This is a genomic window from Planococcus lenghuensis (assembly GCF_001999905.1).
GTDB classification, from domain to species: domain Bacteria; phylum Bacillota; class Bacilli; order Bacillales_A; family Planococcaceae; genus Indiicoccus; species Indiicoccus lenghuensis.
On the sequence record NZ_CP019640.1, the window covers coordinates 1,996,410 to 2,021,151 of the forward strand.

Annotated in this window: 25 protein-coding genes, 1 tRNA gene and 1 pseudogene; 10 read left to right on the forward strand and 17 right to left on the reverse strand. The window is 49.8% G+C overall.

The window, feature by feature from the left end; translation table 11 throughout:
• Nucleotides 1-231: 231 nt before the first annotated feature.
• Genes B0X71_RS10275 through B0X71_RS10285 form a run of 3 tightly spaced genes read right to left on the reverse strand, consistent with a single transcriptional unit; the run spans nucleotide 232 to nucleotide 3,874 of the window.
• Nucleotides 232-2,196: a PTS fructose transporter subunit IIABC gene (locus B0X71_RS10275; RefSeq protein WP_077589321.1), complete on the reverse strand. Its 1,965-nt coding sequence runs from the start codon at nucleotides 2,194-2,196 to the stop codon at nucleotides 232-234.
• Complete coding sequence (gene pfkB, locus B0X71_RS10280; RefSeq protein WP_077589322.1) at nucleotides 2,193-3,125, reverse strand: 1-phosphofructokinase; 933 nt, start codon at nucleotides 3,123-3,125, stop codon at nucleotides 2,193-2,195. The genes B0X71_RS10275 and pfkB overlap by 4 nt, the downstream gene beginning before the upstream one ends.
• On the reverse strand, nucleotides 3,122-3,874 hold the full coding sequence (locus tag B0X71_RS10285) for a DeoR/GlpR family DNA-binding transcription regulator (protein ID WP_077589323.1): 753 nt from the start codon (nucleotides 3,872-3,874) through the stop codon (nucleotides 3,122-3,124). The genes pfkB and B0X71_RS10285 overlap by 4 nt, the downstream gene beginning before the upstream one ends.
• Before the next feature lie 224 nt (nucleotides 3,875-4,098).
• On the opposite strand from B0X71_RS10285, the gene B0X71_RS10290 reads away from it, so the two are divergent.
• Nucleotides 4,099-4,368, forward strand: coding sequence for a phosphocarrier protein HPr (locus tag B0X71_RS10290; RefSeq protein WP_077589324.1), 270 nt, complete (start codon nucleotides 4,099-4,101; stop codon nucleotides 4,366-4,368).
• Nucleotides 4,365-6,083: a phosphoenolpyruvate--protein phosphotransferase gene (gene ptsP / locus B0X71_RS10295; protein WP_077589325.1), complete on the forward strand. Its 1,719-nt coding sequence runs from the start codon at nucleotides 4,365-4,367 to the stop codon at nucleotides 6,081-6,083. Before B0X71_RS10290 ends, ptsP begins: the two co-directional genes overlap by 4 nt.
• Before the next feature lie 90 nt (nucleotides 6,084-6,173).
• Here ptsP and B0X71_RS10300 read toward each other — a convergent pair whose 3' ends face one another.
• From B0X71_RS10300 to selB, 8 genes and pseudogenes are all read right to left on the reverse strand, one after another.
• Nucleotides 6,174-6,401, reverse strand: a complete 228-nt coding sequence (locus tag B0X71_RS10300) for a hypothetical protein (RefSeq protein WP_077589326.1) — start codon at nucleotides 6,399-6,401, stop codon at nucleotides 6,174-6,176.
• 172 nt (nucleotides 6,402-6,573) lie between these two features.
• Nucleotides 6,574-7,251 (reverse strand): serine/threonine protein kinase, encoded by a 678-nt coding sequence (locus B0X71_RS10305; protein WP_077589327.1) that lies wholly within the window; start codon nucleotides 7,249-7,251, stop codon nucleotides 6,574-6,576.
• A 47-nt stretch (nucleotides 7,252-7,298) separates the two neighbouring features.
• A complete protein-coding gene (locus tag B0X71_RS10310) occupies nucleotides 7,299-8,177 on the reverse strand; it encodes a haloalkane dehalogenase (protein ID WP_077589328.1) in 879 nt (292 codons plus the stop codon).
• 288 nt (nucleotides 8,178-8,465) lie between these two features.
• Complete coding sequence (locus B0X71_RS10315; protein ID WP_077589329.1) at nucleotides 8,466-9,089, reverse strand: TlpA disulfide reductase family protein; 624 nt, start codon at nucleotides 9,087-9,089, stop codon at nucleotides 8,466-8,468.
• Between the two features lie 15 nt (nucleotides 9,090-9,104).
• Nucleotides 9,105-9,218, reverse strand: coding sequence for a peroxiredoxin family protein (locus B0X71_RS20970; protein WP_156889854.1), 114 nt, complete (start codon nucleotides 9,216-9,218; stop codon nucleotides 9,105-9,107).
• A 4-nt stretch (nucleotides 9,219-9,222) separates the two neighbouring features.
• Complete coding sequence (selA, locus tag B0X71_RS10320) at nucleotides 9,223-10,671, reverse strand: L-seryl-tRNA(Sec) selenium transferase (protein WP_077589330.1); 1,449 nt, start codon at nucleotides 10,669-10,671, stop codon at nucleotides 9,223-9,225.
• A 43-nt stretch (nucleotides 10,672-10,714) separates the two neighbouring features.
• A pseudogene (locus tag B0X71_RS21790) lies at nucleotides 10,715-10,897 on the reverse strand (Rdx family protein); the annotation flags it as partial.
• A gap of 56 nt (nucleotides 10,898-10,953) precedes the next feature.
• Nucleotides 10,954-12,855, reverse strand: coding sequence for a selenocysteine-specific translation elongation factor (gene selB, locus B0X71_RS10330; protein ID WP_077589331.1), 1,902 nt, complete (start codon nucleotides 12,853-12,855; stop codon nucleotides 10,954-10,956).
• 160 nt (nucleotides 12,856-13,015) lie between these two features.
• On the opposite strand from selB, the gene B0X71_RS20975 reads away from it, so the two are divergent.
• The 7 genes from B0X71_RS20975 to B0X71_RS10360 all read left to right on the forward strand — a co-directional run bounded on the left by B0X71_RS20975 (nucleotide 13,016) and on the right by B0X71_RS10360 (nucleotide 19,103).
• Nucleotides 13,016-13,112, forward strand: a tRNA-Sec gene (locus tag B0X71_RS20975).
• 602 nt (nucleotides 13,113-13,714) lie between these two features.
• Nucleotides 13,715-14,707: a glycosyltransferase gene (locus B0X71_RS10335; protein ID WP_198038572.1), complete on the forward strand. Its 993-nt coding sequence runs from the start codon at nucleotides 13,715-13,717 to the stop codon at nucleotides 14,705-14,707.
• Between the two features lie 69 nt (nucleotides 14,708-14,776).
• On the forward strand, nucleotides 14,777-15,826 hold the full coding sequence (gene selD, locus B0X71_RS10340) for a selenide, water dikinase SelD (protein ID WP_077589332.1): 1,050 nt from the start codon (nucleotides 14,777-14,779) through the stop codon (nucleotides 15,824-15,826).
• A 77-nt stretch (nucleotides 15,827-15,903) separates the two neighbouring features.
• Nucleotides 15,904-16,896: a phosphate/phosphite/phosphonate ABC transporter substrate-binding protein gene (phnD, locus tag B0X71_RS10345; protein WP_077589333.1), complete on the forward strand. Its 993-nt coding sequence runs from the start codon at nucleotides 15,904-15,906 to the stop codon at nucleotides 16,894-16,896.
• 12 nt (nucleotides 16,897-16,908) lie between these two features.
• Nucleotides 16,909-17,664, forward strand: coding sequence for a phosphonate ABC transporter, permease protein PhnE (gene phnE / locus B0X71_RS10350; protein WP_077589334.1), 756 nt, complete (start codon nucleotides 16,909-16,911; stop codon nucleotides 17,662-17,664).
• A gap of 13 nt (nucleotides 17,665-17,677) precedes the next feature.
• Nucleotides 17,678-18,445, forward strand: coding sequence for a phosphonate ABC transporter ATP-binding protein (gene phnC / locus B0X71_RS10355; RefSeq protein ID WP_077589335.1), 768 nt, complete (start codon nucleotides 17,678-17,680; stop codon nucleotides 18,443-18,445).
• Between the two features lie 37 nt (nucleotides 18,446-18,482).
• Nucleotides 18,483-19,103 carry a polysaccharide deacetylase family protein gene (locus B0X71_RS10360; RefSeq protein ID WP_077589336.1) on the forward strand — a complete coding sequence of 207 codons (621 nt, stop codon included), beginning with the start codon at nucleotides 18,483-18,485 and terminating at the stop codon, nucleotides 19,101-19,103.
• Nucleotides 19,104-19,716: 613 nt separating this feature from the next.
• Here B0X71_RS10360 and B0X71_RS10370 read toward each other — a convergent pair.
• The 3 genes from B0X71_RS10370 to B0X71_RS10380 form a co-directional block, all read right to left on the reverse strand.
• On the reverse strand, nucleotides 19,717-20,202 hold the full coding sequence (locus B0X71_RS10370) for an immunoglobulin-like domain-containing protein (protein ID WP_077589338.1): 486 nt from the start codon (nucleotides 20,200-20,202) through the stop codon (nucleotides 19,717-19,719).
• A 275-nt stretch (nucleotides 20,203-20,477) separates the two neighbouring features.
• Nucleotides 20,478-20,681: a thioredoxin family protein gene (locus B0X71_RS10375; RefSeq protein WP_077589339.1), complete on the reverse strand. Its 204-nt coding sequence runs from the start codon at nucleotides 20,679-20,681 to the stop codon at nucleotides 20,478-20,480.
• 452 nt (nucleotides 20,682-21,133) lie between these two features.
• Entirely contained in the window at nucleotides 21,134-21,808 is a 675-nt protein-coding gene (locus tag B0X71_RS10380; protein WP_077589340.1) for a VanZ family protein, read from the reverse strand.
• Nucleotides 21,809-22,131: 323 nt separating this feature from the next.
• Between B0X71_RS10380 and B0X71_RS10385 the strand changes: the two genes are divergently transcribed.
• The gene (locus tag B0X71_RS10385; protein ID WP_077589341.1) at nucleotides 22,132-22,332 is read left to right on the forward strand and encodes a hypothetical protein; all 201 of its coding nucleotides are present in this window, start codon (nucleotides 22,132-22,134) and stop codon (nucleotides 22,330-22,332) included.
• A gap of 270 nt (nucleotides 22,333-22,602) precedes the next feature.
• Here the strand turns inward: B0X71_RS10385 and B0X71_RS10390 are convergent, their stop codons facing one another.
• From B0X71_RS10390 to B0X71_RS10400, 3 genes are all read right to left on the reverse strand, one after another.
• Complete coding sequence (locus tag B0X71_RS10390; protein ID WP_198038573.1) at nucleotides 22,603-22,866, reverse strand: OsmC family protein; 264 nt, start codon at nucleotides 22,864-22,866, stop codon at nucleotides 22,603-22,605.
• A gap of 12 nt (nucleotides 22,867-22,878) precedes the next feature.
• Nucleotides 22,879-23,079, reverse strand: a complete 201-nt coding sequence (locus tag B0X71_RS10395; protein WP_077589343.1) for a hypothetical protein — start codon at nucleotides 23,077-23,079, stop codon at nucleotides 22,879-22,881.
• Nucleotides 23,080-23,214: 135 nt separating this feature from the next.
• Nucleotides 23,215-24,714 carry a glycosyltransferase family 39 protein gene (locus tag B0X71_RS10400; protein WP_077589344.1) on the reverse strand — a complete coding sequence of 500 codons (1,500 nt, stop codon included), beginning with the start codon at nucleotides 24,712-24,714 and terminating at the stop codon, nucleotides 23,215-23,217.
• Nucleotides 24,715-24,742 lie beyond the last annotated feature (28 nt).

Sequence of the window (24,742 nt, forward strand, 5' to 3'; positions counted from 1 at the left end):
GTAATAATAAGCTGAACGGCGATTAAAATGGAGTAAATGCGCTTTAGGCCGAGTTGAATGTGCTTTAAAACACGCTGAGTGATCATTAAAATCAATTGAACGATTTTTAAAGCCAGTTAAATGCCTGTTAAAAATTCGAGTAAATTTTCTTCGCCAATAAAGCCTTCCCGGAAGACCGATCATGAAAAAACGCCCTCTTCAATGCGAGAGGACGCTTCATTATTAATTTGTTTACGCCATTTGCGGATTTTTCTTTTTCAGGAATCCGACAAGCAATGCGGCGACGACTGCACCGGCAACAATTGCCAGGATATACAGCAGAATTCCGATGATGCTGCCTTCTTCCACGAGCCCAATGACGAACACGCCGCCGTGCGGTGCGCGCAGACTGATATCAAACAGCATCGACAGACCGCCGGCAACCGCTGCACCGGCAACGACCGATGGAATAACCCGGGCGGGGTCGGCTGCTGCAAACGGAATGGCACTTTCCGTGATGAAGCAGGCACCGAGAACATACGATGTCTTTCCGGCTTCCCGCTCCTGGCGTGTAAATTTATTTTTAAACAGCGTTGTCGCCAGTGCGAGACCAAGCGGCGGCACCATACCGGCTGCCATGATCGCTGCGATGAATGTGTAGTTCTCTGCACTCAGCATCGCGATGCCGAATGTGTATGCCGCTTTATTGATCGGACCACCCATATCGATCGCCATCATGGCGCCTAAAATCAAGCCGACGATCACTTGGTTCGTACCACCCAGTCCTTCAAGGAAAGAGGAGACGCCGACATAAAGCTGGGTAAGCGGCGGGTTGATCAGCATCATGACAATGCCGGTGATCGCAATACTGAAGACCGGATAAAACAGGACCGGCTTCAGCCCCTCAAGCCATTCCGGTACATACGAGAAGACTTTCTTTACGCCAAGTGTTACATAACCGGCGAGGAAACCGGCGATCAAACCGCCAAGGAATCCGGAACCGCCACTAACTTCATCAACGCCTGTTACTGTAATGGCAATGAGTCCGCCGATCGCCCCTGGTGCAAAACCGGGCCGTTCAGCAATACTGGAAGCGATGAAACCTGCAAGTACCGGTACCATCAGGAAGAACGCCCGGGCGCCGCCGATTTCACTTAGCATGGCTGCAAAACGGTTATATTCTTCACTCGTCGGGTCGGTCGCTTCTATACCCCAGAAAAATGAAATCGCAATGAGAATCCCGCCACCCACGACGAATGGCAGCATATTGGATACACCGTTCATTAAATGCTTATAGAATCCACCGAATGCTTCTGAAGCTTCTTCTGTATCACCGCGGTCTTTCGAATCGTGGCGGTACGTCGGCACCGCTTCCCCGATCGCCTGATCAAGGAGTGCATCTGTATCATGGATTGCTTTTCCGACTTTGGTCTGAATCACTTTTTTGCCATTGAAACGGGCCATTTCAACTTTCGTATCCGCTGATACGATGATGGCATCCGCTTCTTCGATTTCTGCTGCAGTCAGGCGGTTTTTGACGCCGCTCGAGCCGTTTGTTTCCACTTTGATCGAAATGCCGCGTTCTTTCGCCCGTTCCCGCAGCTTTTCAGCCGCCATATACGTATGGGCAATACCGGTCGGGCAAGCCGTAACCGCGAGAAGCTTTACTTCTTTGGCAATTTCATCCGCCGGCATATCCGCTGTGCTGTGGTCAATGTTTGGAATAATGTCATCATGCTCGTTGAATTCATCGCCGTATTCCGCATCTTCCTTATCGGATACAGCCTGCAGCACTTCTTCTTTCGTGTCCGCTTCCAAAATCCGGACACGGAATTTCTCATCCATCAGGAAAGTCGCCAACCGCGACAATGCCTCCAAGTGATCGTTTGCCGCACCTTCGCTCGCCGCGATCATGAAGAACAATTGAGATGGCTTGCCATCAAGTGCTTCATACTCGACACCTTCAACCGAACGCCCGAAAGCGATGGCCGGTTCTCTGACTGCTGCCGTTTTCGCATGTGGAATGGCAATCCCGTCACCGATTCCGGTCGTGCTCTGTTCTTCACGGGCCATAATCGCTTTTGTAAACGCCTTGCGGTCATTCAGCTTACCAGCGCTGTCCAGTTGGCCCGCGAGCTCACTGAGCACATCCGCTTTGGTCGTTGACTGCAGATCCAGGACAATTGTATCTTCAGTCAATAAATTTGTGATTCTCATAAATTCACATCCTGTTCTTGGAATGGTTTGATGGTGACTTGTTCACGAAGGGCTTCAACATCCTGTTTCCGGCATAAATCTGATTGGAACGCAGTCGCACTGCCGCTTGCCACACCGTTGCGGAATGCCTCGAGCGGCTCCGCACCGGCTTCCCATGCCGCAATGAATCCGGAAACCAGTGAATCACCGGCTCCGACTGTATTGATAACTTTCCCTTTTGGCACTTCAGCGACAGCTGCTATGTCCTTGGAAACGTAAATGGCGCCCTTGCCGCCGAGTGATACGACAACATGCCGGATTCCTAATTCAACCAGCCGGCGGGCATACCGGACAGCAGCGGCTTGCGAAGTTATATCCGCTCCAAACAATTCCCCGAGTTCCTCCGCATTCGGTTTTATCAGAAACGGCTGATAAGCAGCGAGTTCCCGCAAAAGCGGGCCGGATGTATCCAGGACGAAGTGAATGCCCCGTTCCCGGCACATTCCCGCGAGCTGCTGAAAATAGCCATCCGGAACCTGCTTCGGCAGGCTGCCGGCCAGTACGAACCAGTCACCGCGGGAAAAATGCGCAAGCTTATCGGCAAGCGCTTTCAATTGCGCTGCATTTAATTCAGGCGCAGGGCCGTTCAATTCCGTCTCGGCTTCCGCTTTGATTTTCACATTAATCCGGGTGATGCCATCTACTGGAATGAAATCCGTTCGAATTCCTTCCTGTTTCAGAAACTGTTCGATGTACTGCCCGGTGAAACCGCCGGTGAAGCCGAGCGCAACCGTGTCTGTTCCAAGCCGCTTCAATACCCGGGATACGTTAATGCCTTTGCCTCCCGGGTAATACCGGACATCTTCCGTTCGGTTCAGACCGCCCGGGGAAAACACCGGCAGGTAAGTTGTATAATCGATCGATGGCGAAAATGTACACGTGTAGATCAACTCATACCCCCCTTTATCGTTGTCTGTTGTCCCAGGGCTGTCATCACCTCATCAGGAAGCCCCGCTGTGATCAATCCCGCCTCGTGCAGATCAATCACCTTGGAAAATGTAACTTTCCCATACTTCGTGTAATCAGCAAGCACATATGTTTCCTGTGCTTGGGCAGCTGCAAGGCGTTTCATGGCTGCTTCTTCAGGATCCGGTGTCGTATAACCGGCCATTTCATGAAAGCCGTTAACGCCGAGAAAACATTTATCGAATTGGTAAGCCTGAAGCGAATTGAGCGCCTGTACGCCGACCAGCGCCCCGGTCCTCGCTTTCATCAGTCCGCCTGTAAGGTAAGTAGTGATGCCGTATTCCATAAGAGGCTGCACATGTGTCAGTCCATTCGTCACAACTTGGATGTCCCTGTCTTTTAAAAAAGGGATCATTTGGATGATCGTCGTGCCCGCATCCAAATAAATATAATCACCTTCTTCAATAAGTTCGGCAGCAGTTTTTGCCAATTGTATTTTTTCTTGAAGGTTTTTGGCTGATTTATCCAAAACGCTTGGTTCTTCCAGCTGCTGATCCGCCAAAACAGCCCCTCCATGCACGCGTTCCAACTTCTGCTGTTTTTCAAGTTCCGTAAGATCCCGGCGGATGGTCGATTCAGAAGCAAGCGTCAAATCTGCAATTTCCTGAATTGTAGCGGTTTGCTTTTCATGTAATAACTTGAGAATTACCTCGTGCCGTTGTTGTGTTAACATCCAGACACCTGCCTCATTTTGAGTTATCTTGATTCTTACTGTACTTGATAAATCGTTAAAAATCAATCATAATCATTCATAATTAATCAAAAACATTCACAGATCAGTTCGTTTGCTCACAGTGGCATTCTTGCCTATAATCAGTAAGAAGGTGCGCCGAGCAAAGAACTACGGAAGATTGCTTGGTTACAGTACAAAAAACAATTAGCCGGAGGGATTTTACCATGGTAGAAAAGCAGTATAAGATTGCAGGAGAAGAAGGATTACACGCTCGCCCAGCAAGTGTACTTGTTGGCGCAGCCAGTTCATTTCAGTCAGATGTTTCGCTGCAGCACAAAGAAAAGAAAGTGAACCTGAAATCGATCCTCGGCGTCATGTCTCTCGGTATCAAATCCGGTGAAACGGTTACCATCTCTGCAGATGGTGCAGATGAACAGGAAGCAATCGACCGGATTGACGAAGTTGTGAAATCAGAAGGAATTGGCACCGAATGACTTCCATCCTTTCCGGAATCGCGGCGTCCAATGGAATCGCCATCGCAAAAGCGTACCGGCTGGAACATCCGGAGTTAAATGCAGAGAAAAAAACGGTAACTGACACTGAAAAAGAAATCGCCCGGCTGGAAACTGCACTGAAGCAGTCAAAGACAGAATTGCAGGCCATTAAAAAACGGACAGCGGAACAAATGAGCGATGAACAGGCTGCCATTTTCGAAGCTCATTTGCTTGTGTTGAACGATCCGGAACTGATCGGCCCGATCAAAGATAAAATCCAATCGGATCAAGTAAACGCAGAGTTCGCATTGGATGAGACCGCTTCGACATTTGTCACCATGTTCGAGGCAATGGATAACGCTTATATGAAAGAACGGGCTGCGGATATCCGGGATGTCACCACCCGGGTCTTGTCTCACCTCCTAGGCGTCACGATTCCGAATCCGAGCCTCGTGACGGAAGAAGTCGTCGTGATTGCGGATGACCTCACGCCTTCTGACACGGTCCAGCTTAATCCGGAATTCGTCAAAGGGTTCGTGACGGATATCGGTGGACGGACGTCCCATTCAGCCATTCTCGCCCGCACGCTGGAAATTCCGGCGGTCACAGGGGCAAAAACGGCTCTGGCTGATATTGCGAATGGTGTAATGGTCATTGTGGACGGACTGAACGGAGAAGTAATCATCGATCCGGATGCTGAGACCATCACCCGCTATGAAACCAAGAAAGCGGATTTCGCTGAACAGCGAGCCGAATGGGCACAGCTTGTGAATGAACCATCCGTAACAGCGGACGGCCATCATGTGGAACTTGCCGCAAATATCGGGAATCCTTCAGATGTCACCGGCGTACTCGACAATGGCGGTGAAGGAATCGGGCTGTACCGGACAGAGTTCCTGTACATGGGCCGCGATTCCTTCCCGACTGAAGATGAGCAGACAGAAGCCTATGCATCTGTCCTGAAACAGATGGACGGCAAACCGACCGTTGTCCGCACGTTGGATATCGGCGGTGATAAGGAATTGTCTTACCTCGAAATGCCAAAAGAACTCAACCCGTTCCTCGGTGTCCGGGCAATCCGCCTGGCGTTCGAACGCGAGGACTTGTTCCGCACGCAATTGCGCGCATTGCTCCGGGCGAGCGTTCATGGGAACTTGAAAATTATGTTCCCGATGATCGCGACGCTGGATGAATTCCGGAAAGCCAAAGCGCTGTTTGAGGAAGAACGGGCAAATCTGACGGCTGAAGGCATTGAAGTGAAAGCGGATATTGAAGTCGGCATCATGGTCGAGATCCCTTCCACCGCTGTCATGGCGGATACGTTCGCCAAAGAAGTGGATTTCTTCTCGATCGGTACGAATGACTTGATTCAATACACGCTCGCTGCCGACCGCATGAACGAACGGGTATCGTATTTGTATCAGCCGTATAACCCGGCTGTACTGCGTCTCGTACGGAATGTCATTGATGCGGCGCATAAAGAAGGCAAATGGGCCGGCATGTGCGGCGAAATGGCCGGCGATGAAATCGCGGCTCCTGTCCTTCTTGGACTTGGACTCGACGAATTCTCCATGAGTGCTTCGTCCATTTTGAAGATCCGTTCCTTGCTGAAAGACCTGTCGAAAGCAGACATGGAACAGCATACGGAAACAATCCTGAACTTGGCAACGGCTGATGAAGTCGAAGCCTATGTGAAGAAATTGCTTGGACAATAAGCAAAAAAAAGAAAGCTGATGCCAAAACGGCATCAGCTTTTTGTTTTCATTAAGTTAGACCCTACTGATTCTTGCATAGTCTTAAAAATGCTAATTAATGCGGAAGTAATCGCTCCAGCCGGACGCTTTCCGCGGGGCGGTCCGCAAGCCATGCAGCGCAGTCCAGCTGCAAGCCGGTCCATCCCGGAAAACCTGTTGATCCGTCACTGAAAAACAGTACACCCATGTCGAGTTGTTTCCTTGACTGAAAGTCTCCGTGAGTTCTTGTACGACCGGGTCTTCCGGCTTTACAGGCAGAAATGTACCGGGCTTCCACATACCACTTCCCCCTGCTTCCATGTTGATCAACTGAATACCAATGTGACCGGTGACTCCCCTATTAATCGTTGCCGGCTGGACTGCTTCTTGGTTGTTGTTTCTTTTTTATTTTTATTTTTCCTTTTGTAATTTTTTACTTATAAAATTTTATTACTTTTTAGCAACCTGCCGTTCACTTCCGAAAAGTCGTATACCGGTAAACGTTTTTCATGAACTCATCATAAGTATCTGTCGCCTTATTCCATTGGTTGTACCATTTCCGGATTGTTTCCAGCAGCCAATACGGCACCGGTCGGCTCTCGAACAAATGATAATATTCCTCGTAGGCTCTCTTCAGATGCTCCCAACGGAAATCGTTGCCGGGCAATACGTACTCTGATACGTCAATGATTTTTGCCCGTCCATTTTGCAGTAAGATGTTTTTCAAATGGATATCCCGCGGGTTCAGTCCCCGTCCACGCACGAATTCCCGGGCGTCCTCGACGTCCTGGATCGCCTGTTCGGGCACATATACGCCCTGCAGAAGGCAATCGAATAACGTGATGCCTTCCTCATAACTGATTACGATATAATTGTCGGCCGCTGCATGAAAAACAGGAAAATAACGCGACTTACCCAGCTGTTCATACACCGCTTTTTCCGTTTCCACTTTAGCTTGCTTTTCTTTTGCATACACTTTGAATACAACGTCAGGTGCGGCAAGAGACTGGAAGACGGCTGCATCCGTCCCCACTCCCACACACCGCATTTCTGCTGGAATTCCCGATATTGTAACAGGCTCATTATTCGGATTTGCGGAAATGGCAATGTCCGATAATTGCAGCGCTGCTTGTTTCCATTCCTGTTCCATAACCGTTCTCCTTTTTGCAGGCTCCCTGAACCGGCAGCCAACGTTGTCTATTTCAATGCACTGATGAATTGATCGACGGCCTGTCCGATCTCAGCAGGTGAATCCTCCTGGATGAAATGCAGGCCCTTCACTTTCACTTCCGTCTGATTCGGCCATTGCCGGCAGAACTCCCGCGGGCCGCCGGTTAATATCGTTCCAGGTTCCGCATCGATGAATAGTTTCGGCACGTCACTGACAGCGAGCCATTCTGCATAAGCCTGTGCCGCCTGCTGCATATCCGCCGGTTCACCGTCAAATGGAATTTCCCGTGGCCATGTGAGTGTCGGCTGCCGGTCTTCCGGTGTCGGGAACGGCTTCCGGTAAACATTCATTTCCTCTTCCGTCATTTCCCGGATCACACTGGATGGCAGGATTTTTTCAACAAATCCATTTTTCTCCAAGACGAATTTCTCGCCTGCCTGGGAGCGCATCAATTTAAAAATCTTCGTTGCGGAGTCCGGCCATTCCTCCCATGAAACCGGCCGGACGAACGCTTCCATGTAACAGATGCCGCGCACCCGCTCCCGGTGCCGGTTTGCCCAATGAAAACCGAGGCCTGATCCCCAATCATGGATGACGAGGACGACGTTATCGAGTGCCAGTGCATCAAACCAGGCATCCAAATAACGGGCGTGATCGAAAAAGCGGTACGAACCGTCTGGTGCTTTTCCGGATTCCCCCATGCCGACCAGATCCGGCGCCAGTACCCGTCGGCCTTCGCCAGCCACTTCCGGTATGACGTTACGCCATAAATAAGAGGACGTCGGATTGCCGTGCAGGAACACGACCGGGTCACCTTCCCCTTCATCAATGTAAGCCATTTCCGTATCGAGCACCTGAATGCGTTTCCGTTCGTATGGATCGTTTGCTGAAATCGAGTATGTCATGCTGTCTTCTCCCCTTCCATTGAATCATCCTTTAAATTTCGGCTGTTTTCATAAAGATTGGTACTTCTGCAGAAATTAACATAACGGACCTTCAGTTATCCGCATCGCTTCTCATTCCCGTCACATCGGAATAAGAAATTCCTCCTGTTGCCGACAAGAAATCCTTTTAATTAAACAGTGAAGAACTTGTGCTTGTTCCAGTCCGTTTATTAACCGGGCTTAAACTGAACGAACTTCAGATACCCAGCGTCACCGCCAAATTCATTTTTCAGAAGCGCAAAAAGCCACTCAGCGGCGGATGAAGCAGCCGTCCGGCCCGCAGACCAGCCCTGCAGCCCGCTGCTCCTGCTCTTGCGCATGCTCCCGTTCAAGCTGGCCTTTTTGCCAGTCGAAGTCGATTTCCGGATAAAACTTTTCCGGATAGCGGATATGCCAGCGCTGTTTGCGGATCGTGAAATTCTCCGGGTCGAGCAGCACGGCATCATCGAGTTCCTTCAGCGCTTCCCCGTTCCGTTTCTGCCTTGCATATTCCATGCCGAGCTTGTACTTCGTCCGGACGAGCTGCTGTTCAAGGTCCGACAATTCGGTATGCTGCTTGCCGCCGTCAAACTCCACCTGCTCCACTTCTTTATTCAGCAGCTGCTCCAGTGCCTGTATATGTTCGCGATTGTCCACGCTGAATCCTTCCCGGATCAAGCGGATCACGCCGTCTTCATCAATGAAAATCCCGTTCGGCACCACCTTGAAACCGAACGCATTCACCAATTCGTTATTATTATCAACAACGGTCGTGAATGTTGTGCCTTCCGTATGCGGCCGCACCACGTCGGGACCTTGCCCGTCAACGGCAACGGACAGAATGGTGAAATCTTTATCTTGGTGCTGTTCATAAAATTGCTGCCAGCCTGGCAGCTGATGGCGGCACCGTCACCAGGAAGCCCACATGAAAATCAGCGTATTCTTCCCCCGGTAATCGCTGAGAGCGACCGGATTCCCTTCCAAATCGCGCAATGTCATATCTTGAATTTTTTCCAAAAGCATACCGTTATTCCTCCAATTCATTGGTTTTTTGCTGTTCTTTCCCGATCGATTCGTAAACAGCTGTGAATCCGGCGATGAGTTCCGCCATTTCCCCCGCTTCAACCGTCCGGAAATCCACATGCACCCGCTCATCCTGGATACGCGTGATGATTGCCGGTGATCCATTGCGTAACCGGCGCGCTAAGGCTTCAGCCGTTAGGGCCGGGTGGCTCACCGCTGCAGTCGCTGTTGGGATTTCGACGCCCGGCATCGTCCCGCCGCCGATCGCCGAAGTGCTTTCCGTAAGAGCGAGCCGGTATGACGGACACTTCTTCTGAACGGTTTCGATGAATTCCGCAGCTTGCTGCCGGATTCCATCCAACGGCCGGGTGATGTCCCGGACCGTCGGCAACTCCATTGCCGCAGCTTCACCCGCGGCATAAGTTTTCAGGGTCTCTTCAAGGGCCGCGAGCGTCATTTTATCGGTGCGGATAACCCTTGCCAATTGATGTTTCTTCAGCCGGTCGATCCATTTTTTCTTTCCGGCGATGATGCCGGCTTGCGGGCCGCCGAGCAGTTTGTCCCCGCTGAACGATACGATGTCCGCTCCCGCTTTCAGCACATCTCGGACAACCGGTTCATCTCCTACACCGAATTTTTTGAAATCGAACAGCGCACCGCTGCCGAGATCCTCATAAAACAGCATATGTTCGTGTTGCCGGCTCAGTTCAGCCAACTCGGCTGTGGCGACAGTTTCCGTAAAGCCGATGATTTTGAAATTGCTTGTATGTACTTTCAGAATCATGGCGGTTTCTTCAGCGATTGCACGTTCGTAATCGTGCAAATGGGTCTTATTCGTTGTGCCGATTTCCACCAATTGCGCGCCACTTTCTTCCATAATTGATGATACCCGGAATGAGCCGCCGATTTCCACCAGTTCGCCCCTGGACACGATGACTTCCCGATTTTTTGCGAACGCGCTGAGCACCAGGAACACCGCCGCCGCATTATTATTAACTACCATGGCGGCTTCTGCCCCTGTCGTTTCAATCAGCAGATCTTCAATGATGTCATGCCGGGATCCCCGCTTTCCTTCTTCAATCCGGTATTCGAGATTGGAATAACTCCGGGCCGCCTGAAGCGCCCGGGCAGTTGCCTGCTCACTCAGCCGGGAACGCCCGAGGTTTGTGTGGAGAACAGTTCCGGTCCCGTTAATGACCCGTTTCAGCCGGTCTCCCTGCCAGTCCTTAATGGCTGTCCGGGCCTGCGTAAATACCCGGTCCGTCAGGTTCAGTTCTTCCCTACCCGCCTGCAGTTCCCCGTTCAGCACCCGGTGCCGCAGCCGGTCGATTTCCTGCCGCAAAAATGCCGTCAGCCTTTCGGAATCCAGACCGAATTCCGCCTGCATTTCATTGAACCGGCTGTCCCGCTGCAATTCATGCACCGGCGGCAATTGCCGTAATTGTTCTTTCATCCCGCTTGCCCCCTAATCCGGCAATCCCGGCGGCACCGCGTGATCACTTTGTCATTCGTGCGATCACATCTTCCACCGCCGGATAGCGCCGGGTCTCCAGTTTTGAATAAATCTTTTCTCTATTTACGGTGATTTCGAACGCGCCTCCGCTCGCCGGTACGAGTTCCAGTGATGTGATGTCAGCGCGAAAATGCTCGAATAATTGCTCCGCAAAACTTGCGGCTTTTGGTGCGTAATTTCACATCATACAAAATTCGATTTTGACTTCGTACTGCATATTCTTCACCCTTTCTGCCGCCATTTCCGCTGGTCTTCGTGACGCACGGTAAGTTTCTGCTGATCGAGCAGTTCGAGGAATGGAATCAAATACTTCCGGGAAACGCCAAGCGCCTCTTTCGCTTCTTTCAGGCCGAATGCGTCTCCGGTTCCTTGTTTCAGTGTATCAAGTGACTGCTGGAATGCCGTCCGGTGAATGAGCGTATCATCCGTCAGCCGGTAGGCTTCCCCTGACTGCAGTAAATAAAGCGACAGCTCGTTCACATATTCCGCCGGCACCGGTGTTCCGGCTACATAATCTTCCCACTTCCCGGCTTCCAGCCCGGCCTGTTCCAGTGAGGAAATGATGCCTTCCATCCGGACTTTCCATTTGGATGGCAAATGCGGCGTGAAGTCCGGCAGCGCGATGTACTGGCCGTTCTTGGTCAGTTCCTCTTGTTCAGTAAAGCGGTTCAACCCGAATTCGATGAACGCTTTCGGGTAGCGCGCGGCGATGGATTGAATCAGCTCCGCCTTGCCGATGCCTGGCCGAAGCGGAAAGTTTTCATGGTATTCCGCCAGTCTGTCCTGCAGATCATCCCTCAGCTGAAGGACTGTTTTAGCAAGAACAAATTTCCCGGCTGGCATGGCGATGATCCGCTCATCCGCTGTTGCTTGCCGGATCGTTTCCTCTGCAACAGGCTCGGTCAGCGAGGTCTGCTGAATCAATTCTTTCATATTCAATACAACTTGCTGCTCCAACGCCGTCCGAATTAAATCTTCCGGAGTGCCTTGCTGTTTTTGCTTCAGCGTAGCGACCGTCTCATTGCCGAAGCGGTACTTCCCGCCTTTCGGCTCGATCACCCAGCCGCCGCCGAGTGTCTCGACCGGCGTGGGCCGCCGCACAATGAACCGGTCTCCGCGGCGAACAACGATTTCTTCATCCAGCCGGATCTGACACAACACTTCACCTTCTGTCTGCGTCAGTTCATTGCGGTCAAACAGGACAAGCCTGCCCATCACTTCCGATGTGCCCACGTGAACTTTTACGGGTGCCCGCTGCTTCAGCGGGGTGAATTCTTTACTGATCAGCTGTAAGGTCACATCGATGGTATCGGTCACGAGGAAATGTTCCGACGCGACGAGCACATCGCCGCGATTGACCTGCTCCCGTTCGACGCCACCGAGATTGATTGCGGTCCGCTGACCGGCGCGGGCTTCCTCCTGCTCTTCGTTATGCACTTGAACCTGCCGTGCCCGCACCTTATGACCGTCGGGAAGAAGTGTCAGCTGGCTTCCTTTTTGGACGATGCCTTCATAGATGGTGCCGCGCACGATTGTCCCCTGCCCCGGCACAGTAAACACCTGGTCGATCGGCAAGCGGAATGAACCGTACGCATCGCGGAATTTCACATTTTCGAGTTCGGCAAAAATGGTGCTGCGCAGTTCATCCACGCCATTGCCGGATACACTGTCGACATAAACATACGGCGCCCCGTCAAAAATCGTACCGGTCAGCCGATCTTTGATGTCTTCCGTTACAAGTTCCAGCATGATCTCATCAACACGGTCGATTTTGGAAATAGCCACAATGCATCGTTCAATGCCGAGGAATTGCAGAATCTCCAAATGTTCTTCCGTCTGCGGCATGACACCTTCGTCCGCCGCCACGACGAGAACGACGAGGTCGATGCCCGCAACGCCGGCAATCATCTGCCGGATAAAGCGTTCATGGCCCGGTACGTCCACGATAGAGACGTGCGTGCCTTTCTCGGTTTTCAAGGGCGCATAACCGAGTTCGATTGAAATGCCCCGTTCTTTTTCTTCTTTCAGCCGGTCGGTGTCGATTTCGGTCAGCGCTTTCGTCAGCGTCGTTTTCCCGTGGTCGATATGCCCCGCCATGCCGATCGTGTAATACGTCTCCGCCATTTTCGTCACATACTTTCGTTTGTTATAGATAGTTTTACTTTAGACGTCCATCCCTTCTGATTCAAGCCAGGCGATTTATCCGGCTGTAAGCAACCCGCTTGCAGTCTTTATTTTTTCGGTATAGAATGAAACAGGCTTGAATGAACAAAAGCCATTTCATGGGGTTGGATGGGTGACTGGTGTCCCCCTGGGTCTTCAAAACCCTGAGGGAGGCGCGTGCCGTCTCCGGTGGGTTCGATTCCCACACTATCCCGCCATACATAGTACGATCTGTAACCTTCTGCAAAAAATGTGGAAGGTTATTTTATTGTGTTGATAATAAAAAACTCGCTTCCGGCGGGCGCTTCCGAGCCCACACGAAGTGGGTCATGCAGCTGGCGCGACAGGGCGTCGCGTTGCCAGCTGCCAGGGCGGTCCATTCTAAAAACCGGTGCTCCTGCGCAAGCTCGTCACAAATGAACGGGAAAGATCTTCTTCCCGTTCATTCGCCGCCTAACGATCTTTCTTCTGAAATTACTTGCTAACCATCTCAGTTCTTAAAAATAAACTTATATTCCTTACTGTATATTTAAAGAGACCATTCTTAATACTTTATGATAAGCCAGAGTGAATTAAATTTTTTGATAAAAAAGGTAGTGATCACAAAAAGTAAAAGAAAACGAATATGTTATTGGCAGGAAATGGATTAACAATAGATTTACTGAATTACATGGATCTAAAATTAGATCCCTCACTGCCCCTACAAGCCTTCAATATAAATTAGTTCTAGCATCTAAAATCAGTTCAAGTGACAAAACGTCTCGATTTCCGGATAATTGACGATGAAGCAGAAATCACCATGAATTAAAGGAGAAATAATGTGAAAGTATTACTTGCTGCACCCAACATCCATCAGGCTCGGGGCAATACGGTGACGGTGAACCGTATCGCTGAGGGTCTCGGCAGACTGGGCGTGGAGACGGAGATTTTTTCGACGACGGAACCACCACCGGATGCTCTTCCCCCTGCCGATCTTGTCCATGGGTTCCATGCCCACAAGTTTTACCGGTTCATACAGCAAATTGAAACACCGCCTTCCGATTACGTCATTACAATGACCGGCACAGATCTGAACGTTGATTTATTTGATCCGGTAAAACGGTCTGAGGTAGTGTCCTCTTTGGCTGGTGCTGCTGCCATCCACGTCTTTAACGAAGAAGCCAAAGATATTCTGTTAAAGGAAGCGCCCGAGTTAGCCGAAAAAGTCACGGTGATCGGGCAAGGCAGCAGCGAGTTCCCCGCTGCCCCGCCGCCTGCGGAAAAAGAAAAAGAGACGTTTTTATTCGTGCTGCCCGCCGGTATCCGGAAAGTGAAGAATGTGCCGGCCGCTATTGACATGTTGCAGGAACTCCACGCACGTTATCCGCATGTGCGGCTGTGGCTGGCCGGTCCGGTCTTGGAAGAAGCGGAAGGTGTTGTCGTCGATGAATTCGTTCGGCAGAACAGCGACTGGATCCGCAGTCTTGGCCAAGTTCCCCATGAAGCGATGGGTGAGATATACCGCCAAGCGGATGTTCTGCTGAACACGTCGCATTCCGAAGGGCAGCCGGCGGCCATTTTGGAAGCGATGAGTTATGGAAAACCGGTGATCGTTTCAAATAACCAAGGCAACCGCAGTATCGTCCGGCATGGTGAGACAGGATTTATTTACCAGGAGCGGGACGAATTCCTTGATTATGCCGAACGGTTGCTGAATAATTACAAGTTGAACCAACAAATGGGCCAATCTGCCAAATCCTTTGTCGACACACACCATTCAGCGGCAAAGGAAGCGGAAGCATTGCTGGTAATGTACCGGTCTGTCATTCGCTGACTTGCTTCGTCGGCATGATTCCCCATCTGTTGAAAAATTAAAATTACCCATACAAAGGAGTGACCCTCAATGACTCAAGAACAGAATGTCCGACTGACTTCCCTATCGTCAAAAGGCGGTTGAGGATGCAAAATCGGTCCTGAGGACCTGGCGCAGGTTCTGCGTCATTTACCTAAAAATGTAGACGACCCCAATCTTCTGGTCGGTCTTGAAACAGCGGATGATGCCGGTGTGTATAAGATCAATGAAGAAACCGCTCTCGTCCAGACACTGGACTTCTTTACACCGATCGTTGATGATCCGTATATGTTCGGACAGATCGGCGCGGCGAACGCACTGAGCGATGTGTATGCGATGGGCGGCAAGCCGATCACGGTGATGAATATCGTTGCATTCCCGATCAATACGCTCAATTCCAGCATTCTTGCCGACATCCTGGCCGGCGCTTCCGACAAAGTGAGAGAGTCAGGCGCAATCCTCGTCGGCGGCCATTCCATCGATGACGAGGAACCGAAATTCGGCCTGTCGGTCACGGGCACCATCCATCCGGATCGTATTCGCTCAAACGCTGCGGCAAAACCGGGTGATAAACTGATTCTGACAAAACCGATCGGTGTCGGCATTCTGACAACCGCCATCAAAAACGGCAGCATCGACGACGATTCCCTTCAGGAAGTCATGCAGGTCATGGCGACACTGAATAAGACAGCGGCAGAAACGATGGAAAACTACAATGTCAATGCCTGTACGGATGTAACCGGCTTCGGTCTTCTTGGCCATACACTGGAAATCGCAAAAGGCAGCGGCGTCGGCATCACGATCACGAACGATGCAGTACCTGTTTTGTCCCGCGCCCGTGAATACGCTGAACAAGATATCATTCCGGGCGGCACGAAGAAGAACTTGAAGTGGCTCGCAGGCGACGTCGATTATGCGGATGATATCAGCGAACTTGATCGGCTCGTGCTGTGTGACGCAGTGACGTCCGGCGGCTTGCTCATTTCTGTACCTGCCGAGGAAGCGGATGCCCTGCAGAATGACCTCCTTGCCAAAGGTGTGCAGTCAGCGATCATCGGGGAAACCACCGGTGACAATGCCGGCAGAATCCAAGTCATTTAAATCGGAACAGGACTCTTTTAGAGTCCTTGTTCTGTTAGAACAAGTACCACAAATACTTAAAAAGAGGTGAACCGTTTATGAAAAAATGGATGATGTTCGCTGTTCTGCTTGTACTTGCTTTTGTACTTGCAGCATGCGGCGGTACCGAAGAAGAAGCAGTTGAACCGGCGGACGAAGAAGTGGTTGAAGAAGAAGCGGTAGAGGAAGAACCGGCTGAAGAAGAAGCTGTTGCCGAAGAAGAAACCGAGGAAGAAGCGGTCGCTGAAGGAACTGGCGAAGCGTTCACAATCGGTGTTATTCCGGCACAGACAGTCGGCGAATTGCAGAGCGCCATCGACAAGCTGCAGGCTGTCCTCGATGAAGCACTTCCGCAAGATGTAGCCGTCGAAGTCTATCCGGACTATAACGGTGTCGTGGAAGCCATGAACTTCGATCAAATCGATATGGCTTACCTCGGACCGCTGACTTACGTCATCGCCCAGGAACAAAGCAATGCGGAAGCGATTGTGACTCAACTGGTCGATGGCGAACCGTTCTACCATTCTTACATCATTACACAGGCAGACAACGAAGCTGAAACGCTTGATGATTTGCTCGCAGACCCGAGCGGAGTCGATTTCGCATTCGGTGACCCGAACTCAACTTCCGGTTCATTGATTCCGTCAATCGAACTTCAGGACCGCGGTGTATACACGGACGAAAATGAATATGAATTCAATTCTGTTCAGTTCACCGGATCTCATGATGCAACTGCATTAGCCGTGGAAAACGGACAAGTAACAGCAGGGGCGATCGATTCGGCGATCTATAATCAGTTGGTTGAAGAAGGTACGATTAATCCGGATGAAGTAAAAGTCATTTGGGAATCTGATCAGTTATTCCAGTATCCATGGGCTGTAACAGAAGAAACAAGCGATGAAACAATTGCTGCTATCCGGGAAGCGTTCCTCGCGATTGAAGACCAGGAAATCCTGGATGCCTTCGGAGCGGACGGTTTCACTGAAGCGACACCAGAAGATTATGAAAGCATCCGGCAGGCAGCCATCCAGCAGGGCATTATCGAAGAATAGAGTTGATTTGCGGTGTGGTTCAAAAAAAGTAATCTGATAACGGTGGCGCTGCTGGTCGTATTCGTTTATTTCAGCATGCGGCTGACAGAGTTCGATCTTTCGAAGTTCCGGGATTTCCGCAACATGATCGAGTTTCTTGCCGAGTGGTTCCCGATGAATTTCTCCGAACTGCCGGATATGATCCAAGATATGCTTGAGACATTGGCGATGGCTTTTCTTGGCAGTGTGTTCGGCCTACTGATTGCGTTGCCGCTGAGCTTCGCCGCCGCCCGTAATACAGCGCCATCAAAAATCCTTTATAATGCCATGCGGATCGCATTGAGCTTCGTCCGGTCCGTGCCGGAAATCGTGTTCGGGCTGATTTTGCTGACGACACTCGGGCTCGGTCCGTTCCCGGCGGTCATCGCCATCATGATCCATAACGTGGGGGTCATGGGTAAACTGATCTCAGAGCTGATCGAAGCGGCGGATCCCGGCCCGCAGGAAGCGATGAAAGCGGTCGGAGCGAAGAGCTGGATCGCTTCTCTGTTCAGCATCCTGCCGCAAATCTGGCCGAATGTGCTGTCGAACTTTTTTTACCGGTTCGAAGTGGCCATCCGGACATCCCTCATTCTCGGTTTCATCGGCGGAGGCGGTATCGGGCAGCGCTTGTTCAACGATTTCAAGACATTCCAGTACGAATCGGTGGCACTCGATGTGCTGATCATCATGGTGATGGTCATCATCGTCGACTTCACCGGCAGTTTTGTCAGAAACAGAGTGATTTAAGGAGGCGGACGGCATGCTGACAATGGAAAATGTGACAGTCCGTTATCCGGGCACGAAGACGGCTGCCCTGTCGGATCTGTCCCTTACAATGAATAAGGGTGAGTTCATTTGCGTGCTTGGCAAAAGCGGCGCCGGCAAATCCACGTTCATCCGTTGCATCAACGGACTCCAATTGCCGACGGAAGGAACGGTGGCACTTGGCGACCGCCAAGTGACCGGGGCGCGTGAAGAAGAACTCCGGAAAGTCCGACGGGAAGTGGGCATGATTTTTCAGCACTTCAATTTGATTCCCCGGCTCAGTGTCCTGCAGAATGTGCTGACCGGCACGTTCGGGTACCGGCCGTCATTCAAGAACCTTGTGGGCTGGTTTTCCGAACAGGAAGTCAGCCGGGCCAAGCAAGTGATCTGTGAAGTCGGTCTTGAAGAAATGATGAATCGCCGGGTGGAGAATTTGAGCGGCGGCCAGAAACAACGGGTCGGCATTGCCCGGGCACTTGTCCAGGAACCAAAGGTCATCCTCGGCGATGAACCGGTGGCAAGTCTCGACCCGGGGACGGCCGATTACGTGTTTACCCTGCTTCTGGATATGCACAAACGATTGGATTTACTGACCATCATCAATGTGCATGATGTGGAGCTTGCAAAACGTTACGCCACCCGCATCATCGCACTGCGTGATGGCGAATTGATTTTCGACGGCGACCCGCGCGATTTCACAGGAAGAGAGTTCCAGGAGACGTACGGCTCTGAACCGCAGCAAGGTCTCAGTACGACTACCTGATGCGAAAGGATGAATGAAGATGATTAAAAGTCCTTGAGTGGTCGATTGCACACGAGTCGTGTACGACTCAGAGGATCCGGCCGTCATCGTTTCTGATCCTGGACAGGAAGAAAAGTCCGTTATTCTGACATTCGATGACGGGCCCGGCAAATTTTTACCGGAAATTCTTGATGTTTTAAGTGAAGAAAAGGTGCCGGCCATGTTTTTCTGGCAGACCCGTCTGCTGTACCCTGCTCGCCCTTGGCAGCGGGTATTAGCGGAAGGTCATGTCATTGGCACGCATACAGTGAAACACCCGAATCTCGTTCGTCTGTCAGAGGAACAGCAGCTTCACGAGCTGCGCAGTTCTATAGAGCAGTTGGAAGCCGTCACAGGTATCCGGCCCCGTTACTTCCGGCCGCCATTCGGGCAGTACGATCAAGCCACGCTCCGAACCGCTGAAACGCTGGAACTTACACCGGTGATGTGGCGGATCGCCTCCCTCGACTGGGAGCTGCGTGACGATCCGGCTGCGATTGTAACCAATGTTGTTGAAAATCTGGAAGACGGCGCGGTTGTGCTGCTCCATGAACTGCCGCAGACGGTCAGTGTCCTGCAGAAACTGATTCAGGCAATCAAGGAAAAAGGCTACACGTTTAAATTGCTTTCAATGAGCTAAAAAAGGGCTGCTTTGAAAGGTCAGGTAAACTGGATTTTCAGAGTAGTCCTTTTCATTTTTCAGGAAGTGATTAAGTTCTTTACTATATGAAACGCAGTAAAGATTCTCTCTAAATCCGCACCGATCGCTCGGGGAAGGGCTCTCGCCGCAAACCTGGAAAAACCCGCCAGTCTTACGCCTTTGCCTCTCACATGGACGCGCCGGTGCTGGGTATCTTCATGACCATTCCAGCATGTCCATTCAGGTAACAGACGGACAAGAAAGAGCGAGATAGATGAAACAGCACTTTGCTGCCAGACTATCCCGCATTTCCCGTCAGCTGTAGCCGATGCTTGAAAGCAAGAGCGACAGGCAGCGAATGAGCGGGTCAAAATCCTCTTGCCCCGCTCATTTGCGACGAGCCGCGAAGCGGCGCAGGAGCATCGGTTTTTAACTGCGGGATCAGGGGGCACGCGAGATCCTGGAGATCGCAGCGCGATCGAAGCGGCTTGCGGACCGCCCCGCGGAAAGCGTCTGCCTGAAGCGATTTCTCTAGATCAAGTACAAGCTTTGTAACGAACCAAAAGAGAAAAACAATACTGCGTTTCATATAGAACCTTTCAATGAGTCTCTTCTAACCTTCTACTATGAATTGAACCGACAAAGTCACCTTTTCCTTGTCAGACACCTCAAAAGTTTTTATTATCCGGTATGTTCCTTCAGAAAATCGATGTTCAAAATTTTCAAGAGGAAGATTCAGTTTATCCGTTTCTCCAGAAGGAATTACATATAGAATATCGGCATATACAGAGTTATTGTCGTCCAACACTCGATGCCAATTTCCATCCACCATTTTTTCGTAAAAGACTCCTGGCTCATATTCAATCGGTTGTGCGCCTGTGTTCGTAATCTCTAAAAACAGGTCTCTGGCTGGTGCTTTGACAGGTTCACTGTTAGTAGAGATTACAAAACTTACCTCTTGGCTGCTATAATTATTTGGCAGATTATCGCTGAGACGTGATGGCTCAGCGAGTATGCCTTCTTCTCCTCCCTTCTCTGTACAGGCAGAAAGTATGATGATTCCGATCACCGTCAAGATGACAATTATAAGACCTTTCATTTATACTCCTCCTATAGTTCGATGATCTGCTCGTTGCTCAATACACCTCATTGAATGTGCAATCAAGTTAAAACAATGGAGAATTGGAGGTTTAGACAATGGCAGTTCCTGAACTACTAAAAGCTTTAATATAGTTTCTTGTTTAAAGAATAGCATACCGCCGCAATTGAATAACCGGAATCTACAAGCATGGAAAACAGCTTTAAAATCACAAGCATGTCAATGACAGAACAATTAAAAAAGCCTCCGCAATGCGCGGAGGCTTTTTTGTGTCATTACACTTGCGCAAATTCCTTCACTTTTTCTTCCGGGATGAACCCGACTGATCGGTCAGCTTCTTCCCCATCCTTCAGAAGAACCATTGTCGGAATGCTTTGTACACCGAATTGTTGGGCCAATTCCGGCGACTGATCAACATCTACATAATAGAAATCCACTGAACTTACTTGTTCAGCAACGTTTGAAACCACCGGTCTCAAGTGTCTACAGCCCGGTCACCAATCGGCCCCGAACTCGAGGACGAACGGCTTTCCGGTATCCTTTACGCGTTCTGTGTATTCTGCAGCAGTAATTGTGGCAGCCATTTTTGCACCTCCTTTATCTGATCTGTATCTTGCTTTTTCAGTTTAGCTATTTCAGTGTCCCGCTTCAAATTTCCTGTTTGTGGATATATATTTTGACCCGATCTGTCAACCGATTTCTCAGGTCCTGTTCTTTTTTCCTTACCCTTATCGTCTGGCTAGCTTTCTAGGAAAGAATAAAGCAGTACAGCCGTCCTTATCCTTTAAAGCAAGAAAGGTACATGGGAATCTGTTATTTTTATAACGCTCCCTTCTTTTTGTCGACGTGTGTCCCGATATTATCACTGTTTATCTTCAGTAAGTTTCCTGCACAAAAAGGCAAAGACAACCGTTTCCACATTATGCTGTTTTCACCTTTTCATTTTTTTGCTATAGAATGAGTAAAGCAAAGCACCCAAATAACCACCCAGCGTATTCAGAATGACATCGTCGATATCAATCGTCCGAGTCTTACTTTCCGGTGCAATGCCCGCATGGCCGGATGCCAGTAAATTGAGGACAAACTGAAATGATTCAATCCCAATGGAGATGAAAAACACAACAGCTGTTGTTTTCACAACGGAAGCTGTAAATCCAAAAAGGCGTAAAATAAAGGCGAATGGCACTAGCAGCAAAAGATTGCCGCCTGACTGGATGATGTGGTGTGTTTCTGAAATAGGATAAATAAAAACATGCTGAATCGTTTGAAATGGCACAAGATTAACGTTCTCCCATATGATTGATAAATCTCGGGTATACTCTCCGCTTAAATAAAAGCTGAGAGGAATGTAACTGACCAGCTGATGAAGTATGTATAAGTAAAAGACGAAAACACCGAGCAGAATCAGTTCCAGCGAATTTCGCGGATGGGACCGGTGGACAAACCATGCCGCAATCACAGCAATAATCAGCCAGTTGACGAAGAAGGTCAGCTGATCGGTAATTTGGACGTCACTTTCGATTCCCAGTGTGTAAGGAATCAGCAGGTATACCAGCGCCACGAGGATCCCCAGCCGCCACTTCACATGCGTTTGTAATCTATTCATTGGTTTCCTCCTTTACACAGATAGTACAGCCAGCCACTCTTCTACGTTCCTGTTTCCCTTTCTTTCAATTAAAAAACAGCAGGTGTCTTTTGAAATCCTTTGAAAGGACAATACCAAGTACAGGTGTTTCGGGAGAATTTTATGTTCAGCCATATCTTTCTGTTCATTTTTTCCGATTCACTTCTAGTCGAAAAGCTCTTATTATTCAAGGCATTTCGAACAGTTTTTAGAAATTTCTGCAATTTATTTATGAAAGCGGTTTATCTCTATCGTACGGAGGTATTTGGATACTGCACTCAAAAAACACTAATGGAGGGATTCAAATGGCAAGCAGAAACGAAGAAAAGAACAACGAACAGCAGAACCAAAGCTCAGGCGGCGGCGATGAGAAACGTTATTCAGCGGAAGAAGTTGGTCGGATCGTAGGTGCTGCAGTGGCTACGGCTGCTCAGGAATTCCGACGCAGTGAGAGTGGAGGCGGAAGCCAAGGCGGCTCTGGCGGATCAGAGGAAGGAAACAAATAACCTTAGACAGAAGAAAGCTGCTACCGGGTTTACGGTAGCAGCTTTTTATAATATATCGCGAGAACGAACTGAAAAGTGATGGCTCTACACAGCGAGGAGTATATATCAATACTCCTTACAAAGTTTTAAATTAGCCGAACAGCAAAACCGACTTCTTTATTTTCAATAAAACGCAGAGATATCTTCTATTTCAGTTTTTAAAGTCAGTTTCAAACCTGCCGTAGAAAACCGCATCAAAAAACACCTGCAAGTTTGCAGGTGTTCTTATGCCTATTCGCTATACGTTTCAATTTCCCAATCATGTTCAATGTCCACAGCCCCTTTTAAGGTCTGTGCGACTGGACAGCCGCGGTCAAAAACAGCTAACGCACGTTCAGCCGCTTCCGTTTTTCCTTCCGGTATTTTCAGAAAGTATTTCACACTGATTTTCGTGATTTTCAATACACCTTCAGGAGCTTCGATGGTACCCTGTACATCGGCTCTCACTTTATCCGGTGAGGTCGGAATTTTACGCGCTTCCAGCGCGCCGGACAATGTCCCGACCAGTCAGCCGCCTGCAGCTGCCACAATATGGTCAAGCGTTGATGGGTATTCGACTTCCGTCTCTACGCCATAAAACGCACGGACACCGCCATGGACGCCGAAGAAAAACGGCTCATCAAATCCTTGGATGTAGGCTTCCCGTATCTTATTCGGCGTGTCTTTCTGGTACACTTTGATTCTCGACAATTCAATTGGTTCACTCATACTATCAGCCTCCTCCTTTTAAGAGTACCAACTGACAGAGTTTTCAGCAAATATGCCGCTTGGTTCCTCTTCCGTTTCAGCAACTTCGACTGACCCAATAATTGCTTTTCACGAATCATCCATTTTACATTGCAATCAATTATTCACCCACTCATAAAGTACAATTTCATCGTACACGGGTTCAAACAGAGGATTGGATTTAAATGATTTCACCTTTTCAAGATTACCTGAAAGTGTCACGCCCTGATTCCGAAACCCCTCCACTACATGGTCTGTCAAAAATAAATTCCGTTTTGGTCCTATACTGTTCATGCTTGCAAATACTTCAAAGGTCTCTACCTGCCTATATAGGTAAGGCACGCCAAGATAATCAAAAACCCTTGCTTCTTCCCAAGTATAAATGATAAAGGGATCAGGGTAATCTGTTAAGTATTCCGCCAGCTGATAAACCGCAGGGACTTCTTCCGCTTTTTCCTGCATAAGATCGTAGCTAATTAAGAATTGTATCGCAATTATTGTAAGAAGTAGCAATCGTCCGAACTTCCGGGTTTCTCTTTTCAATACAAATATGCTTAGAAGGAATACTGCCATAACTGCAAGCGGCAAGGCATGCCGGGGTTTATCGATATTTTGAGCAAACAATGCCCAAAAAAAGTAACTGAGCCATAAGACCATGGCGAAAATTGCGAGCTTGGACAAACCGGATCGGCGCTTGATAAGCAGCCAGCTGGCGTAAAAAAACAGCACTCCCATACCCGATGCCCCAATCCATGAACCTCCCGATATTCCGACCCAGAGAATGTTCGTAAACAGCAGTGTGGCCGCCCGGCTGATGATAGGAGTCGACTCAGCAGTCACCGCTCCTCCCCACTCATTGAAATGCCCGTTAACGAACTGCAGCGACAGGGAAATGAATGTGACCATACTTCCTTCTGATACGATCAGCGCACTGATCCATACCAGCTGAAACAAAAAAACAAGCAGGCATTGGCCTGCCAAATAGCCCAGAAATCTGCCAGTCGTCTGAAATCTTTTCCGTGTTGCAAAAAACAGCAGCAGCAAGCCTAAACCGAACGGGAGATAAGAGAGTCGGACTCCTAACAGTACACTGAATAAGATGATGGGCAGCAATTGACTGGGCGTCCCTTTTTTTTCATAAGCCCATACGAGACTCCATAAGTACCAGAACAGCACACTGACAGCAGTCGCTTCACTCATCGCTTCTGTTCCCATGACAGATAAATAGCCAAGCGATTCGACTGCCAGACAAGTGGTCAGGCTTTCCAAAGGTGCAAGCCTTCGCCTGGCGATCCAGTAAATCGGAAGCGCTGCCAGTAACAGCATGATGGCATTGAAGACAGCCAGCGCTTGTACCGGGTCCCCGATCCATTCATGGACCAAAGTACCTCCGAAGATGAAGTACGGATAGCCGGGAAAGTGGGGCTGCATCGCCATAAGATCATAGCGGTCGAGTGCCAGAGCAAAGTCGACATGGTCCCATGACCTTGCATAAGTGCTACTGTATACCAGCCGAAAGACCGTCAGCAATCCGAGGAGCAGAACACCGAATGCAAAGCTGGCCATCCGAATGAGTGACTGGCGGGAATTCAAAATCGCAAACTTGCTTTTTTCCATAATGACCTCCTTGCGCAAGCTTCCTCAG

Excerpts from the sequence above, each read along its gene's own strand:
- B0X71_RS10275 (WP_077589321.1), bottom strand. The coding sequence starts at position 2,196 with ATGAGAATCACAAATTTATTGACTGAAGATACAATTGTCCTGGATCTG.
- B0X71_RS10285 (WP_077589323.1), bottom strand. The coding sequence starts at position 3,874 with ATGTTAACACAACAACGGCACGAGGTAATTCTCAAGTTATTACATGAA.
- B0X71_RS10290 (WP_077589324.1), top strand. The coding sequence starts at position 4,099 with ATGGTAGAAAAGCAGTATAAGATTGCAGGAGAAGAAGGATTACACGCT.
- ptsP (WP_077589325.1), top strand. The coding sequence starts at position 4,365 with ATGACTTCCATCCTTTCCGGAATCGCGGCGTCCAATGGAATCGCCATC.
- B0X71_RS10300 (WP_077589326.1), bottom strand. The coding sequence starts at position 6,401 with ATGTGGAAGCCCGGTACATTTCTGCCTGTAAAGCCGGAAGACCCGGTC.
- B0X71_RS10305 (WP_077589327.1), bottom strand. The coding sequence starts at position 7,251 with ATGGAACAGGAATGGAAACAAGCAGCGCTGCAATTATCGGACATTGCC.
- B0X71_RS10310 (WP_077589328.1), bottom strand. The coding sequence starts at position 8,177 with ATGACATACTCGATTTCAGCAAACGATCCATACGAACGGAAACGCATT.
- B0X71_RS20970 (WP_156889854.1), bottom strand. The coding sequence starts at position 9,218 with ATGCTTTTGGAAAAAATTCAAGATATGACATTGCGCGATTTGGAAGGG.
- selA (WP_077589330.1), bottom strand. The coding sequence starts at position 10,671 with ATGAAAGAACAATTACGGCAATTGCCGCCGGTGCATGAATTGCAGCGG.
- selB (WP_077589331.1), bottom strand. The coding sequence starts at position 12,855 with ATGGCGGAGACGTATTACACGATCGGCATGGCGGGGCATATCGACCAC.
- phnD (WP_077589333.1), top strand. The coding sequence starts at position 15,904 with ATGAAAAAATGGATGATGTTCGCTGTTCTGCTTGTACTTGCTTTTGTA.
- phnC (WP_077589335.1), top strand. The coding sequence starts at position 17,678 with ATGCTGACAATGGAAAATGTGACAGTCCGTTATCCGGGCACGAAGACG.
- B0X71_RS10370 (WP_077589338.1), bottom strand. The coding sequence starts at position 20,202 with ATGAAAGGTCTTATAATTGTCATCTTGACGGTGATCGGAATCATCATA.
- B0X71_RS10380 (WP_077589340.1), bottom strand. The coding sequence starts at position 21,808 with ATGAATAGATTACAAACGCATGTGAAGTGGCGGCTGGGGATCCTCGTG.
- B0X71_RS10385 (WP_077589341.1), top strand. The coding sequence starts at position 22,132 with ATGGCAAGCAGAAACGAAGAAAAGAACAACGAACAGCAGAACCAAAGC.
- B0X71_RS10395 (WP_077589343.1), bottom strand. The coding sequence starts at position 23,079 with ATGAGTGAACCAATTGAATTGTCGAGAATCAAAGTGTACCAGAAAGAC.
- B0X71_RS10400 (WP_077589344.1), bottom strand. The coding sequence starts at position 24,714 with ATGGAAAAAAGCAAGTTTGCGATTTTGAATTCCCGCCAGTCACTCATT.